Origin of the sequence: Brevibacterium sp. LS14 (assembly GCF_012027885.1) — a bacterium.
GTDB lineage: Bacteria > Actinomycetota > Actinomycetes > Actinomycetales > Brevibacteriaceae > Brevibacterium > Brevibacterium casei.
Genome location: NZ_SJXG01000038.1, coordinates 12,802 through 28,008, shown reverse-complemented (window position 1 = coordinate 28,008; position 15,207 = coordinate 12,802). Strand labels below are relative to the sequence as shown.

Below are 15,207 nucleotides of genomic sequence, written 5' to 3'. Positions count from 1 at the left end.
CCATGAGCTCGGTCGCGCACAGTTCTCACTGGGGAGCCTTCACCGCCGTCGTCACCGACGACACCCTTGTCGACCTCGTTCCCGAACCGCGCGACCCGCACCCGAGCCCGATGATCGCCGACCTCGGCGAGTCCGTCGACTCTGGGCTGCGCGTCCGCCGTCCCGCGGCGAGGAGGTCGTGGCTCGAGGCCGTCCGAGCCGAACGGCGGTCCGCGGGACCGAGCGACCGCCTCGGCGAGGAGGACCTGCGCACACACCGGCACGGTGAGCGCCGCGGAGCCGATCCCTTCGTCGAGATCGACTGGGACGAAGCCCTCGACCTCGCAGCCTCCGAACTCGATCGGGTGCGGACCGAGTACGGGAACGCCGCGATCTTCGGCGGCTCCTACGGCTGGTCGAGCGCCGGTCGCTTCCACCACGCACGGACCCAGCTCCACCGTTTCCTCAACTCGTTCGGCGGCCACACCTCGCAGGTGGGCAACTACAGCTTCGGGGCCGCGGCGATGATCCTGCCCCATGTGCTCGGGCCCGCCCAGTTCGCCAACGGCCGCCTGAGCAGCTGGGACGTCGTCTCCGAGCACACGCAGCTGTGGGTGATGTTCGGCGGAATCGCCCTGAAGAACACGCAGCTCGAATCCGGCGGGATCTCCGACCACACGATCCCGGGCCGACTGCGGGCGACGCGGGACAACGGCTGCGCGTTCGTCTCCGTCTCCCCGATCAGGGACGACGCTCCCGACGTCATCGACCCGCAGTGGCTGCCGATCCGACCGAACACGGACACCGCGCTCATGCTCGGACTCGGGCACACCCTGCTCACCGAGAGCCTCCACGACGAGGAGTTCCTCACCACCCGCTGCGTGGGCTGGGAGCGGTTCCGGGACTACCTCGACGGCAGCGAGGACGGGACCGCCAAGGACGCCGACTGGGCGGCGGAGATCACCCGCATCCCCGCGGAGACGATCCGCGAGCTCGCCCGGAGCATGGCCGGGAACCGGACGATGATCTCCGTGGCCTGGTCGCTCCAGCGCGCCGACCACGGAGAGCAGCCGTTCTGGGCGGCCCCGGCGCTCGCGGCGATGCTCGGGCAGATCGGACTGCCCGGCGGCGGCTTCGGCTTCGGGTACGGGGCGACCGGGACGATGGGCAACTGGCAGTACCCGTTCCCCGCCCCGCGCCTGCCGGTGGGGGTCAACGCCGTGAGCGCCCCGATCCCCGCAGCTCGGATCGCCGACATGCTGCTGGCCCCGGGGGAGAAGTACGAGTTCAACGGCGAGGTCCGCCGCTACCCGGACACCCGCCTCGTCTACTGGGCGGGCGGCAACCCGTTCCACCACCATCAGGACCTCAACCGGCTCCGACGCGGCTGGGCCAGGCCGGAGACGGTCATCGTCCACGAGCCGTTCTGGACGGCGACGGCCCGGCACGCCGACCTCGTTCTGCCCGCGACGACGACGCTCGAGCGCAACGACCTCGGCGCGGCCTCCGGGGACCGACGGATCATTGCGATGCACCGGGCGATCACGCCGCGCCACGAGGCCCGCGCCGACTGGGACATCTTCCGTGCCCTCGCAGGCCGCCTCGGCGTCGCCGAGGACTTCACCGCCGGCCGAGACGAGATGGAGTGGATCGCCCACCTGTACACCTCCACGCGATCCGCTGCAGCCGAGCACGGCATCGACCTGCCCGAGTTCGCCGACTTCTGGGAGGAAGGCGGCGTCGACATCCCGCAGGGCAGCACCGTGCTCCTCGAGGCCTTCCGCGCCGACCCCGTCGCGCACCCGCTCGAGACCCCGTCCGGGCTCATCGAACTCTTCTCGGCGACGATCGACGGCTTCGGCTACGACGACTGTCCGGGGCACCCCGCCTGGCTCGAACCGACCGAATGGCTCGGCGCCGCCGACGCCCCGGCAGGCTCTCTCCACCTCGTGTCCAACCAGCCCGCCCACCGTCTGCACAGCCAGCTCGACATGGCCGCCGGCAGCAGGGCAGCGAAGATCGGCGGCCGCGAACCCTGCCGACTCAATCCCGCCGACGCCGCCGCCCGCGGCATCGCCGACGGCGACATCGTCCGTGTGGTCAACGACCGCGGCGCCTGCCTGGCCGGCGTGCGCCTGAGCGAGGACATCAGCCCCGGGGTCATCCAGCTCTCCGCGGGAGCCTGGTATCAGGCCGCCGACCCGGGCATCGAGGACTCCCTCGAGGTCCATGGCAACCCGAACGTGCTCACCCGCGACCACGGCACCTCCCGGCTCGCTCAGGGTCCCGCAGCACTGTCGACCCTCGTGCGCGTCGAACCCTACCGTGGGCCCGAGCTGCCCGAGGTGACGGTGACGACGACACCCCCGCCCTTCGCGAGCGGAGGGAGCGGCACCGACCGAGCGCCCGGGCCGAGTCGGGCGGCCACCCGGGGTCGGACCGCCTCGGCGAGGGGGAGGTCACCATCGGCCTGTGCCGTCGACGACAGGGGACAGACTAGACTTGTCGGCAGTGATCACGACGATGAAAGGCAGGGAATGACGGAGTCCTCCGCAATCACCCCCGAGCAGGTCGCGCACTTGGCGTCACTGGCTCGGATCGCCATGAGCGAAGACGAACTGGCAGCACTCTCCGGCGACCTCACGACGATCCTGAGCAACGTCGCCCGGGTCAACGAGGCGGCAGGAGAGGACGTTCCGGCCACGAGTCATCCGATCGCCCTGACCAACGTCATGCGCTCCGACGAGGTGGGGCCGACGCTGAGCAGCGAGCAGGCGCTCGCCGCCGCCCCGGCCTCCGCCGATGACAAGTTCCTCGTCCCCCAGATCCTCGGGGAGGAGTGAGATGAGCGAACTCATTACCAAGAGCGCCCTCGAACTCGCCGCAGGTCTGGCATCCGGCGAGTTCTCCTCTGTCGAGGTCACCCAGGCCCACCTCGACCGGATCGCAGCGACCGAGGACGACTTCGGCTCGTTCATCACCGTCACCGACGAGCTCGCGCTGGCCACGGCCAAGGACGTCGACGAGAAGCGTGCCCGCGGCGAGGAGCTCCACGCGCTCGCCGGCGTGCCGGTCGCGCTCAAGGACCTCGTCGTCACCGAGGGTGTGCGCACGACCGCTGCCTCGAAGATCCTCGAGAACTGGGTCCCGCCCTACGAGTCGACCGTCCACAACAAGGTCAAGGACGCGGGTCTGCCCGTCCTCGGCAAGACCAACCTCGACGAGTTCGCGATGGGATCGACGACCGAGCACTCGGCGTTCGGGACCACCCGCAACCCGTGGAACCTCGAGCATGTGCCCGGCGGTTCCTCCGGCGGTGCCGCCGCCGCGCTCGCCGGCTTCCAGGCACCCCTGTCGGTCGGCACCGACACCGGCGGCTCCGTCCGCCAGCCCGCCGCGTTCACCGGCACCGTCGGCGTCAAGCCCACCTACGGGTCGATCTCGCGCTTCGGCATCATCGCGATGGCCTCGAGCCTCGACCAGGTCGGACCGATGGGCCGCAGCGTCGCCGACGCCGCAGCGCTGCACAAGCTGCTCGCCGGACACGACCCGCTCGACTCCACCTCGCTGCCCGACCCGGTCTCCGACTTCGTCGCGCTCGCCGAGAACGGCACCCTCAAGGGCAAGCGCCTCGGCGTCATCAAGCAGCTCACCGGTGACGGCTACGATGCCGGCGTGAGTGCGGCATTCACCGCGGCCCTCGACGTCGCCGCTGCCGCTGGGGCCGAGATCGTCGAGGTCGACTGCCCGTCGATCTCCTACGCCCTCGACGCGTACTACCTCATCATGCCCTCCGAGGTGTCCTCGAACCTCGCCCGCTACGACGGCATGCGCTACGGTCTGCGCGTCGAACCCGAGACGGGCCCGGTGACCGCCGAGACCGTCATGGCAGCGACCCGGGCCGCCGGCTTCGGCGCTGAGGTCAAACGTCGCATCATCCTCGGCACCTACGCGCTCTCGGCCGGGTACTACGACGCGTACTACGGGTCGGCGCAGAAGATCCGCACCCTCGTGCAGCGGGACTTCGCGAAGGCCTTCGACGCCGTCGACGTCCTCGTCTCCCCGACGGCCCCGACGACGGCCCTGAGGTTCGGGGCGGAGTCCGCGTCCGATCCGATGGCGCTCTACCTCGGCGACGTCGCCACCCTGCCGGCGAACCTCGCAGGCATCCCGGGACTCTCCCTGCCCGCCGGCCTCGCCGACGGCCTGCCCGTGGGCTTCCAGATCCTCGCTCCGGCCCGTCAGGACGCCATGATGTACTCCGTGGCCGGCCCGTTGGAGGCCGCCCTCGAGGCCGCCGGACCTCGCGTGCTCGACACCCTCGCGGAAGGACTGACCAAGTGAAATACGACGACGCGATCAAGAAGTACGATCCGGTCATCGGCATCGAGGTCCACGTCGAGCTCGGCACTGCGACGAAGATGTTCGACGCCGCCCCCAACACCTTCGGCGGGGGCCCGAACTCGAACATCACCCCGACCTCGCTCGGACTGCCCGGCTCCCTGCCAGTCGTCAACGCCAAGGGCGTCGAATACGCGATCCGGATCGGTCTCGCGCTCGGCTGCGAGATCGCCGAATCCTGCCGGTTCGCGCGGAAGAACTACTTCTACCCCGACGTGCCCAAGGACTTCCAGACCAGCCAGTACGACGAGCCGATCGCCGCCGAGGGTTCGGTGGAGATCGAACTCGAGGACGGCACCCCGTTCACGATCCCCATCGAGCGGGCGCACATGGAGGAGGATGCGGGCAAGAACACCCACGTCGGCGGTGCCACCGGCCGCATCCACGGCGCCGACCACTCCCTCGTCGACTACAACCGTGCGGGCGTCCCCCTCGTCGAGATCGTCACCCACCCGATCACCGGCACCGGGGAGCGCGCCGCCGAGGTGGCCGCAGCCTACGTCCGCACCCTGCGCGACATCTTCCGTGCCATCGGCGTCTCCGAGGCGAAGATGGAGCAGGGCAACGTCCGCGCCGACGTCAACGTCTCCCTCCGGGAGAGCCCCGACGCTCCGCTGGGCACGCGCACGGAGACGAAGAACGTCAACTCGTTCCGCTCGATCGAACGCGCCGTGCGCTTCGAGATCGCCCGCCAGGCGACCGTCCTCGAAGCCGGTGAGAGCGTCGTCCAGGAGACCCGGCACTTCCACGAGGACACCGGGGAGACGACCTCGGGCCGCGTGAAGTCCGACGCCGACGACTACCGGTACTTCCCCGAACCCGACCTCGTGCCCATCGTCCCCTCGCGGACCTGGGTGGCCGAGATCAAGGAGTCACTGCCCGAGCTGCCCGCGCAGAAGCGCCGCCGGCTCACCGGCGAATGGGGCTTCAGCGACCTCGAGATGCGCGACATCGTCAACGCCGGCCTCCTCGAGGCCATCGAGGACACCGTCGTTGCCGGCGCTCCGGCGCCCGCGGCCCGCAAATGGTGGACCGGGGAGGTCGCTCGCCTCGCCAACCAGCGCGAGATCCACCCGACCGAGCTCGTCACCCCCGCCCAGGTCGCTGCGCTGGTCGCGCTGCTCGCCGACGGCAAGCTCAACGACCGCCTCGCCAAGGAGGTCCTCGCAGGCGTCGCCGACGGTGAGGGAGAACCCGCCGAGGTGATGAGTGCCCGCGGACTCGAGATCGTCGAGGACACCGGGGCCCTCGAGGCCGCCGTCGACGAGGCGATCGCGGCCAATCCGGATGTCGTCGAGAAGATCCGGGGCGGGAAAATGCAGGCCATCGGCGCGCTCATGGGTCCGATCATGAAGGCCACCCGCGGACAGGCCGATGCCGGCAAGGCCAAGGAGCTCATCCTCGCGAAGATCAACGGCTGAGCCGCGTGGGCGGCTGAGCCGAACTCAGGGTTGATCCAGCCACACCCTCTAGACTCTCCCCAAAGGACTCCGGGCCCGTCACTGGCCCAGGGAGTCCGGCAGGGAAGTCGGAGGGTGTGGCTTTTCGCATCCTCCCCGGTGGTGCCGCGACGACGTTCGCCCGGCAGCACCGCAGCGTGCGTGGAGGTGGACACGGTGGCACATGCGTGGAAGTCGTTGTGGAAGAGCGAATGCGGTCGGACCGTGCCGATCTATCGGGTGCTCGTGCCCGAGAGCGTCAACGACGAGATCCTCGAGGCGTGGAAGGCGCGCGGATACCGGTACACCGCGGGGTCCCCGAGCGCGATCATGGTCACCCCGGGGATGCGACGGAACTTCTTCCGCACCTCGGCGACGTTCAAGGGCGGAACCGCGGCCGGCACCGCAGTGACCGCGGGCTTCGCGGCACCCGGCGGCGTTGCGCTCCTCACCGGATTCCTCGACGCGGCCCTGACCTTCGGCGTCCTCGGCGGGGCGACCGCCGTGGGCACCGGCGTCTTCGCCGCGGTGACGGCCCCGAAGTACCTCCGTGACCCCAAACGCCTCAACCGCCGCAACCGACAGAAGGCGGCCGGCGCCGAATGGCTGACCCCCGCGAGCCTCGGGTACCTGCCCGGACGCAAGGAGGGACGCGACACCGACGAGCAGCGCCTCTTCCACCTCGCCGTGACGATCGCGCGGAAGATCGTGCGCACCCGGGCGTGGACGCACCCGATACTCACCGACCATGTCTCCCGTGTCGACCTCGACCATGCGGTCGCCTCGATCGGGGTGCGGCTGTCCGAACTCGTGCGGCTGCGCGAGGAGATCGAGAGCATCAAGGACTCCGGCACGGCGAAGACCGTCGACGCCTACTTGGCGAAGCTCGCCGTCGCATTCACCTCGATGGCCAACCGTGTCGTCTCGATGCACGAGTACTACCTCCGGCTCCTCGAGCTCGACCAGCAGCTCATCCTCCTCCACAACTCGGAGCGCTCCCGCGAGCTCGGGGACCGGGTCCTCGACGTCCTCTCCCGCACCGCCGCCGACGACAACGCCGACTGGCAGTTCCGGGAGCTGCGCATCGACGCCGACTCCCAGTCGGAGGTCATCTCGGGTCTGCTCGTCGAACTCGAGCAGACCGCCGACACCTTCGACGACTTCGACGAGAGGCTCGCCGCGGCGCAGAAGTCCCTCGACGCGGGGGAGACGAGCAGCAGTCAGTAGGCCGTGCCTCAGTGGCCGAAGGGATCCGGGTCGACCCCGGGCATCCACGACCGGCCGGGTTCGTCGAAGCCTGCGGCGGCCTGCTCCTTCTTCCACTTCTTCGCCCAGCGCTTATCGAGGCGGTCGACGTAGAGCGTGCCCTGCAGGTGGTCGTACTCGTGCTGCATGATCCGGGCGAACCAGCCCTCTGCGCTCAGGGAGACCGGTGCCCCGGTCTCGTCGACGCCGTTGATCGTCACCCGCTCGGCCCGCTTGAGCGGGAAGTCGAGGCTCGGCACCGAGAGGCAGCCCTCTGTCTCCTCCGCCGGGTCGGGGCGGGTGTCGGGGATCCGGGAGGACACGAGCACAGGGTTGACGAAGACGCCGTGACGGCGCACCCCGGTGTCGTCGTCGGCGTGATAGACGAAGATCCGCTTGCCCACGCCGATCTGGGGTGCGGCGAGTCCGACGCCGTTGCTCGCGTCGAGGGTCTCGTGCATATCGGCGACAAGGGTTCGCAGGGCGTCGTCGAACTCCGTGACGGTCTCGGCGGGACGATGGAGGACGGGTTCGCCGTAGATGACGATGGGATGAACGGTCATGGACTCCATCGTATCCAGCCCGGGGCAGGGCCGTCCCGCTGCGACCACGAACGCGGGTGCGCAGGGTGCCCAGCCCTGTCTCACACTGCGCGCTCGGGGCACCTCTGCGTCCGCCTCGGCGGACATCCACGCGAGCCATCCGGGGACGTCGATTGCTCAGCGGTTCGCGACCGACTGGAGGCCTCAATCGATTCCGCACTGCATCATCTCACCGCACTGACAGGGAATTCTGCGAATGTGTCGTCATGCGTCGAACTTTTTCGCCTCCAGCGAACACAGATTGTTGAGCAACCTCTGAGGAGGCGTGGCCGTCGCCTGCGTGGTTAAGATGGGCACTGGACGTCTCGTTCCACGAGATGACAGCCGCACCCGGGGCCGATGCCGCGGACCGGCGAGCCAGAAGGCACGCACACCTGGAAGGACTCGACTTGACCATCTACAGCAACGTCTCCGAACTGGTCGGCCGCACACCGCTGATCCGCCTCAACAAGGCGAGCGAGCGCACCGGTGCGGAGATCATCGGGAAGCTCGAATCGTACAACCCCGCGAACTCGGTCAAGGATCGCATCGGCGTGGCGATGATCGATGCCGCCGAAGCCTCCGGTCAGCTCCAGCCGGGCGGCACCATCGTCGAGGCGACCTCGGGCAACACCGGCATCGCGCTGGCCATGGTCGGCGCCTCGCGCGGGTACAAGGTCGTCCTCACGATGCCCGAGTCGATGTCGAAGGAGCGCCGTGCGCTGCTGCGCGCCTTCGGTGCCGAGCTCGTCCTCACCGACAAGTCCCTGGGTATGAAGGGCGCGGTCGAGAAGGCCGAGGAGATCGCCGCCGACGGTGCCGTCCTCGTGCGTCAGTTCGAGAACGAGGCCAACGCCGCGATCCACAAGGCGACGACCGGCCCTGAGATCCTCGCCGACACCGACGGCAAGGTCGACATCTTCGTCTCCGGCATCGGCACGGGTGGAACGATCTCCGGTGCCGGTGCGGCGCTCAAGGAGGCGAACCCCGAGGTGAAGATCGTCGCCGTCGAACCCGCCGCCTCGCCGCTGCTCACCGAGGGCAAGGCCGGACCGCACACGATCCAGGGCATCGGTGCGAACTTCGTGCCGGCGATCCTCGACACCGAGATCTACGACGAGGTGTTCGATGTCGACGCCGATGCCTCGTTCGATCGGGCCCGGACGGTCGCGCACGAGGAGGGGCTGCTCGTCGGCATCTCCTCGGGAGCCGCCCTCGTCGCCGCCGAGGAGGTCGCCTCGCGGCCGGAGAACGCCGGCAAGCGCGTCGTCGTCATCCTCCCGGACTTCGGCGAGCGCTATCTCTCGACGCCGCTGTTCTCGGAATACCTCGACGACTGAGGCGGCAACCACCTCGGCGAGGAATCGTCGGGGCCGAAAGACAGACGAGGGGACGTCGGCATGCGGCGTCCCCTCGGTCGTCGGTAGGGTCGACATCGGCGACGGGAAGACTCGTGAAGGGGAGCGGCTTGATGAAGGCACTGTGGGCGATCGCGGCGGCGACTGCGGGAGCGGCGACATACGGGCTCAGCCGCAAGGGCGTCCGGGAGGCGCTGCGCGAGGACCTCGACACGGTGCAGCGCCGGGATCCGGCGGCGTCGAACGACCTCGTCTCGATCCTCTCCTATCCGGGACTCCACGCGATCTGGGCGCACCGCGGCCTCCATCGGATGTGGCAGCACGATGAGCTCAAGGTCCCGGCACGCCTCCTCTCGCAGGCGGTGCGGGCGCTCACCGGCGTCGAGATCCATCCCGGCGCGACGATCGGCAGGCGCTTCTTCATCGACCACGCCAACGGCGTCGTCATCGGGGAGACCGCGGAGATCGGCGACGACGTGATGCTCTACCACCAGGTCACGCTCGGCGGCACGTCGATGGAGAAGACGAAGCGGCATCCCACGCTCGGCAACCACGTCCTCGTCGGCTCCGGCGCGAAGATCCTCGGGCCCGTCGTCGTCGGCGACAACTCCTCGGTCGGGGCGAACGCCGTCGTCGTCAAGGACGTCGCGCCGGACTCGAGCGCCGTCGGCATCCCCGCCACCGTCCGTCCCAAGCGCACCGGTGCGGTGCCGACCTCCGTACCCACGCCCGCGAAGCCCGACGCCGAGGCGGGACGCACCGACGCCGACCAGCGCACCGCCGATGAGGCGGACTTCGAGCTCTTCGACCCCGCCATCTGGATCTGAGCGGGCGAGCACCGGCGTCCCGCACCGTCTCCCGCGCTGACGCCGGCACCAAGTCTGCGCCCCGGCCCGGCGCCCACTTCGCTCCCGGGCTTGCGCCCACCCCGCTCGCCGACCCACCGCCTCTCCGAGGAGGATCCGGTGCGAACTTCGGCTCTAATTCGCATCGGATCCTCCTCGGGGCCGCCCGCCGCGGCACCCCGTGGGGTTTTGAGCGCTGTGCGGTCAAACCTGCGCGCCTCGGAATCGTGCGCACGAACCCCTCGCCGTGAGCCCCGCGCCTGCATGGGGTGTCGGCTGACTCGCGGTCACGTCGGTGTGGACGGGCACTCGAGGGAAGCGCTCCGCGTGCTCCTGCCCTCCGGCCGTGGCACTATCGCTGTCCCGCCGCTGCGTTGCCGCCTCCGCCGAGTCCACGAGGTGGATCCAGTGCGGATTCGGCTCGGGAATCAGACTGGATGCACCTCGGGGGCCACGCCACTCGTGCGTGCCACCCTGTGCACGGCGACACCGACTCGTGTGCATTCTGCCTGTGGACCAGACCCGACTCTCCACAGGGCCGATCGCAGGTCTACCGTGCTCGGGGTGTTCGGGCTGAGCCTGGGCCGTATGTGGAACTCGATGAACGAACCCGTGACCTTCCGACCGGCGTCGATCCCCTTCACAATGACGTCCGCCGACCGCCCCGACGTCACCCGTTACGCACTGCTGACGGAGAAGCGGTTCGTCCAGCTCTTCCGCGGAGTCTGGATCGACGTCGCTTCGGAAACCGAGCTGCCGGTGCCGCGATGGGCTGATGACCGCTGGATTGCTGAATGGACCAAGCTGAAAGGGCTGAGGCTCCTCCACTCGGACGTCGCCGGCAGTCATGCCACCGCCGCCCGGCTCTACGGGCTTCCGCTTCCGGCCCGCTTCGACGCAGGTCCACTCCACGTGGCCAGCGGTTGGAAGGACCTGCGCATCGATCGTCCCGAGGTGGTTCTCCACCGGTCGAAGTTCCATGAGCGCCAGACGATCGGACTGCTCGACGTCGATCTCGTGGCGATTCCGCTTCTCGTCGTCCAGCTCGCACCGGAGCTCACGCTGGCCGAGCTCGTCGCGCTTGGGGATGCCGCGATCGGACGGCAGGCCGGCGGGCCGTACATCTCCCTCGACGAACTGCGGCAGCGTGTCCTCGACCGACCGAGGATCAGCGGCCGCAGGAAGGTCGAGCGAGCGCTCTCCCTCATCCGACCGACCGTGGACTCCTCCCGCGAGACGTGGCTGCGATTGTGGCTGGTCGACCACGGTTTTCGCGAGCCCGTCGTCCACCCTGCGGTGCCGAGCGAAGCCGGGCGCTGCCTCCTCCACCCCGACCTCGGATACCCCGAACTGCGGATCGCGATCGAGTACGAAGGCGACCAGCATCGCTCCTCGCCCGAGCAGTTCGCCGCCGACATCCGCCGCCGTGAGCTGCTCGAGGCGGAAGGCTGGGTGGTGCTCAGGGTGACCAAACGCACCAACATGGCAGCGTTCGCGCGGACCCTGTCCGCCCATATCGTCCGCAGAGGCGGTCGCCCCTGACCTCGTCATGCATGGGGTGGCGCACGTTCCCTGAGCGCGGCGCGCTCGGACCGCAGTGACATGGTCCGACTGACGTGGCCGCTCGCCGAGGTGGCTGCTGCGCGGTCCGCAGCCTCGTCCCCGAGGTGGATCGGGTCCGAAACTGGGCCCAATATCGGACTGGATCCTCCTCGGGAGCGTGGGTGGAAGCCCCGGGCGCACGGTTGCGCTGGGACTCGGGACCGCCTCGGCGAAGGAATTCCGAATCGGGGAATACATCTGCGGACTCGACTGTTAAGATTTCAACAAGTTACTTCAAAACTGAAGTTTTAACGGCTGTAGGCTGGCTTCGGGCCGACCACAGAGACGAGGAGCAGTCATGGAATTCGGAATCTTCACCATCGGCGACGTCACCACCGACCCGACGAACGGCACCACGGTGTCGGAGCACCAGCGGATCAAGAACACCGTCGAGATCGCGAAGAAGGCCGAAGAGGTCGGCCTCGACGTGTTCGCCACCGGACAGCACCACAACCCTCCGTTCGTCGCTCCGGCCAACCCTCCGGTCCTGCTCGCGAACATCGCCGCGCAGACCGAGAAGCTCAAGCTCTCCACAGCGACGACCCTCATCACCACGACCGACCCTGTGCGCATCGCCGAGGACTACTCGTACGCCCAGCATCTGGCCGACGGACGCCTCGACCTCATCATGGGCCGCGGCAACACCGGACCGGTCTACCCGTGGTTCGGCAAGGACATCCGCGCGGGCATCCCGCTCGCGGTCGAGAACTACAACCTCCTCTACCGTCTGTGGCGGGAGAAGAACCTCGACTGGGAGGGCAAGTTCCGCACGCCGCTCAACGGCTTCACGGTCACCCCGTGGCCGCTCGACGACGTCCCGCCGTTCGTCTGGCACGGGTCGATCCGCAGCCCCGAGATCGCCGAGCAGGCCGCCTACTACGGTGACGGCTTCTTCCACAACAACATCTTCTGGCCCACCTCGCACACCGCGCGCATGGTCCAGCTCTACCGCCAGCGCTACGAGTACTACGGCCACGGCACGGCGGAGCAGGCGATCGTCGGCCTCGGCGGTCAGGTGTTCATGCGGAAGAACTCGCAGGATGCGGTCAAGGAGTTCCGTCCCTACTTCGACAACGCCCCGGTCTACGGCCACGGTCCCAGCCTCGAGGACTTCTCGACGCAGACCCCGCTGACCGTGGGATCGCCGCAGGAGGTCATCGAACGGACCCTGAGCTTCCGCGACTGGGCCGGCGACTACCAGCGCCAGATGTTCCTCATCGACCACGCCGGTCTCCCGCAGAAGACGGTGCTCGAACAGCTCGACATCCTCGGCGAGGAGGTCGTGCCGGTCCTCCGCGAGGAGTTCGCCAAGGGCCGTCCGGCCGACGTGCCCGATGCCCCGAGCCACGAATCGCTCGTCATCCGCCACCGAGAGGGACGCGACCCCATCCCCGGCGGCGGACCCGGCTCGAAGGCGTACGAGGACCGTGAGGCCCGCGCGGCCGAAGCGAAGAAGGCCAAGGAGGCCGAAGAGCGCGAAGCAGCAGAATCAGGAGCGCAGAGCGAATGAAGATCCTCGCAGTCACCACCTCGCTGAGTGAGAACTCGACGACGCAGAAGCTCGCGGACAGGATCATGGCCGCGGCCGCCTCGGCGGCGGAGTCTGCCGGAATCGAGGCGACGACGGAGAGCATCAACGTCCGTCGGCTCTCGACCTCGCTCACGGACATGGCGCTCACCGGGTTCCGGTCCGAGGAGCTCGAGGAGGCGTACCGGAAGGTCGCCGAGGCGGATGCGATCATCACCGTCACCCCCGTGTACAAGGTGGCACCGGTGGGACTGCACACGCTCTTCTGGCAGCTCATCGACGAACAGGTCCTCGCGGGCACCCCGGTGCTCATCGCCACGACCGGCGGCACGGCCCGCCATTCGCTGGCCGGGGACACCGCGATGCGCCCGATGCTCAGCTACCTCAAGGGCATCGTCGTGCCCACGACGGTGTTCGCCGCGACCGACGACTGGGGCAGCGCGGAGGGCGGGCGTGCGCTGACCTCCCGCGTGCGCCAGTCCGCGGAGGAGCTCATCGAGCTCACCGCGGCGGTGCGCGGACTCACGGGCACCGAGGCGGCAGCGACCGACGACTCACCGGGCAACGAGGGGCCGGACAGCCTCGCCCCGCACCGGGTGACCATCGGACGGGGTGAGAAGCGCAGCGTCAGTGACGAGTTCGACCCCGAGCGCATCACCCCGTTCGCGCAGCTGCTCGAGGGCTGACGATGTCCGAGACCACCGCAGCCCCGGTCATCCGATTCGGGCGCGGCCGGGAGGAACGCGCCCAGGAGGCATGGCGGACGTACTTCGAGACCTCACAGCGCATCCGGCAGGTCCTCGACGACCGCCTCAAGGAGCAGGCGGGGATGAGCGTGAGCGACTACAACACCCTTCTGCTCCTCTGGGAGGCGCCCGAGCGGACGCTGACGATGGGGACGCTGGCGAAGCGCCTCGTGTTCTCGCCGTCACGGCTCAACTACCGGATCAAGGTGCTCGAGGACGCCGGGCTCGTCGAGAAGCTCGCGTGCGCCGCGGACCGGCGATCGCACAACATCCGCCTCACCGAGGCGGGGGGTCGCCGGTTCCTCGACGCCGCCCGGCTGCACAGCAGGGCGATCGACGAGGTGTTCCTCTCCCACGTCGACGACGCGGAGCTCGAGGTCATCGAGACGGTGTTCTCCCGGATCGCGAGAGCCCTTCCGTGAGCCTGTGAGACCCGTGCCACAATGAACCTATGACGATCACGACCATCGCCTTCCCCGACTCCGACCTCCGCAATCGCGTCATCGCCAGGATCCCCGCGCACCAGCGCGCGAACGTCGACCTAGTCGTCTACTCGGACAAGGAGAAGTCGGCGAAGCTGAGCAAGGACGACGTCGACGTCGTCGTCCTGCCCTACATGGATTCGGCCGGCACCATCGACCTCCTGCCCGATCTGCCCAACCTCCGGCTCGTCATCACCCAGACGACGGGCTACGACCCGGTAGCGCACCTGCCCGAGAAGGGCATCGAGGTCGCCACCGCCTCGGGCGTGCACACCGGAGGCACCGCGGAGCTCGCCCTGGCGCTCACCCTGGCGAGTCTGCGCGGAATCGACGACGCGGTGCGCAACCAGGTCTCGCGGACCTGGGACCACAGGCGCTACCGGTCCCTGCAGGACCGGCGGGTCATGGTCGTCGGCGTCGGGGAGATCGGACGGGCGATCGCCGACCGGTTCGCTCCCTTCGAGGTCGAGCTCACCCGGGTGGGCACGACCGCCAGGGAGGACAACCGCGGCAGGGTCCACGGCGTCGACGAACTGCCCGACCTCCTTCCCCACACCGACGTCGTCGTCCTCATCACCCCGCTCACGGACTCGACGCACCACCTCGTCGACGCCGAATTCCTCCGGCAGCTGCCGGACAACGCGCTCATCGTCAACGTCGCCCGCGGCAAGGTCGTCGACACCGATGCCCTCGTCGCGGAGCTGTCGACCGGACGCCTCCATGCGGCCCTCGACGTCATGGACCCCGAGCCGCTGCCGGAGAACCACCCGCTGTGGGGAACCCCGAACACACTCATCACTCCGCACGTCGGCGGCGACACCTCGGCGTTCGAACCGCGGGTCGTCAATATCCTCGCCGAACAGGTGCGCCGGATCAACGACGGGGAGAAGCTCCTCAACGTCGTCGCCGAGGACTGAGGTCAGCCGAGGCATTCCCGCCTGAAAGCCCACGTGAGAAGGGGTGCCGGCTCGACCGGCCGGGTCGAAACCGGCACCCCGAAA

The 15,207-nt window shown here is 69.0% G+C and carries 12 protein-coding genes; 11 read left to right on the top strand and 1 reads right to left on the bottom strand.

Annotation, left to right across the window (positions count from 1 at the left end; all coding sequences use genetic code 11):
* The first annotated feature begins 2 nt into the window (after positions 1-2).
* From gatC to EZE58_RS05535, 4 genes are all read left to right on the top strand, one after another.
* Positions 3-2,822, top strand: coding sequence for an Asp-tRNA(Asn)/Glu-tRNA(Gln) amidotransferase subunit GatC (gene gatC, locus EZE58_RS05555; protein ID WP_009379364.1), 2,820 nt, complete (start codon positions 3-5; stop codon positions 2,820-2,822).
* Position 2,823: 1 nt separating this feature from the next.
* Positions 2,824-4,323 (top strand): Asp-tRNA(Asn)/Glu-tRNA(Gln) amidotransferase subunit GatA, encoded by a 1,500-nt coding sequence (gatA, locus tag EZE58_RS05545; protein ID WP_009379362.1) that lies wholly within the window; start codon positions 2,824-2,826, stop codon positions 4,321-4,323.
* The gene (gatB, locus tag EZE58_RS05540; RefSeq protein WP_095375971.1) at positions 4,320-5,801 is read left to right on the top strand and encodes an Asp-tRNA(Asn)/Glu-tRNA(Gln) amidotransferase subunit GatB; all 1,482 of its coding nucleotides are present in this window, start codon (positions 4,320-4,322) and stop codon (positions 5,799-5,801) included. Before gatA ends, gatB begins: the two co-directional genes overlap by 4 nt.
* Before the next feature lie 195 nt (positions 5,802-5,996).
* Positions 5,997-7,046: a hypothetical protein gene (locus EZE58_RS05535; RefSeq protein WP_100227496.1), complete on the top strand. Its 1,050-nt coding sequence runs from the start codon at positions 5,997-5,999 to the stop codon at positions 7,044-7,046.
* 8 nt (positions 7,047-7,054) lie between these two features.
* On the opposite strand, the gene def is transcribed toward EZE58_RS05535, so the two are convergent.
* Complete coding sequence (gene def, locus EZE58_RS05530; RefSeq protein WP_009379356.1) at positions 7,055-7,627, bottom strand: peptide deformylase; 573 nt, start codon at positions 7,625-7,627, stop codon at positions 7,055-7,057.
* Positions 7,628-8,055: 428 nt separating this feature from the next.
* On the opposite strand from def, the gene cysK reads away from it, so the two are divergent.
* The 7 genes from cysK (at position 8,056) to EZE58_RS05495 (ending at position 15,123) form a co-directional block, all read left to right on the top strand.
* Positions 8,056-8,985, top strand: coding sequence for a cysteine synthase A (gene cysK / locus EZE58_RS05525; protein WP_009379353.1), 930 nt, complete (start codon positions 8,056-8,058; stop codon positions 8,983-8,985).
* A 131-nt stretch (positions 8,986-9,116) separates the two neighbouring features.
* Positions 9,117-9,830 carry a serine O-acetyltransferase EpsC gene (epsC, locus tag EZE58_RS05520; protein WP_009379351.1) on the top strand — a complete coding sequence of 238 codons (714 nt, stop codon included), beginning with the start codon at positions 9,117-9,119 and terminating at the stop codon, positions 9,828-9,830.
* Between the two features lie 618 nt (positions 9,831-10,448).
* Positions 10,449-11,390 (top strand): hypothetical protein, encoded by a 942-nt coding sequence (locus EZE58_RS05515; RefSeq protein WP_164672059.1) that lies wholly within the window; start codon positions 10,449-10,451, stop codon positions 11,388-11,390.
* 358 nt (positions 11,391-11,748) lie between these two features.
* A complete protein-coding gene (locus EZE58_RS05510; RefSeq protein ID WP_009379347.1) occupies positions 11,749-12,960 on the top strand; it encodes an LLM class flavin-dependent oxidoreductase in 1,212 nt (403 codons plus the stop codon).
* Positions 12,957-13,664, top strand: a complete 708-nt coding sequence (locus EZE58_RS05505) for a CE1759 family FMN reductase (RefSeq protein ID WP_009379346.1) — start codon at positions 12,957-12,959, stop codon at positions 13,662-13,664. The genes EZE58_RS05510 and EZE58_RS05505 overlap by 4 nt, the downstream gene beginning before the upstream one ends.
* 2 nt (positions 13,665-13,666) lie before the next feature.
* On the top strand, positions 13,667-14,146 hold the full coding sequence (locus EZE58_RS05500) for a MarR family transcriptional regulator (protein ID WP_095375967.1): 480 nt from the start codon (positions 13,667-13,669) through the stop codon (positions 14,144-14,146).
* Positions 14,147-14,175: 29 nt separating this feature from the next.
* The gene (locus tag EZE58_RS05495; protein WP_131248125.1) at positions 14,176-15,123 is read left to right on the top strand and encodes a 2-hydroxyacid dehydrogenase; all 948 of its coding nucleotides are present in this window, start codon (positions 14,176-14,178) and stop codon (positions 15,121-15,123) included.
* The last annotated feature ends 84 nt before the right edge of the window (positions 15,124-15,207 follow it).

Excerpts from the sequence above, each read along its gene's own strand:
- gatC (WP_009379364.1), top strand. The coding sequence starts at position 3 with ATGAGCTCGGTCGCGCACAGTTCTCACTGGGGAGCCTTCACCGCCGTC.
- gatA (WP_009379362.1), top strand. The coding sequence starts at position 2,824 with ATGAGCGAACTCATTACCAAGAGCGCCCTCGAACTCGCCGCAGGTCTG.
- def (WP_009379356.1), bottom strand. The coding sequence starts at position 7,627 with ATGACCGTTCATCCCATCGTCATCTACGGCGAACCCGTCCTCCATCGT.
- epsC (WP_009379351.1), top strand. The coding sequence starts at position 9,117 with ATGAAGGCACTGTGGGCGATCGCGGCGGCGACTGCGGGAGCGGCGACA.
- EZE58_RS05515 (WP_164672059.1), top strand. The coding sequence starts at position 10,449 with ATGAACGAACCCGTGACCTTCCGACCGGCGTCGATCCCCTTCACAATG.
- EZE58_RS05510 (WP_009379347.1), top strand. The coding sequence starts at position 11,749 with ATGGAATTCGGAATCTTCACCATCGGCGACGTCACCACCGACCCGACG.
- EZE58_RS05505 (WP_009379346.1), top strand. The coding sequence starts at position 12,957 with ATGAAGATCCTCGCAGTCACCACCTCGCTGAGTGAGAACTCGACGACG.
- EZE58_RS05500 (WP_095375967.1), top strand. The coding sequence starts at position 13,667 with ATGTCCGAGACCACCGCAGCCCCGGTCATCCGATTCGGGCGCGGCCGG.
- EZE58_RS05495 (WP_131248125.1), top strand. The coding sequence starts at position 14,176 with ATGACGATCACGACCATCGCCTTCCCCGACTCCGACCTCCGCAATCGC.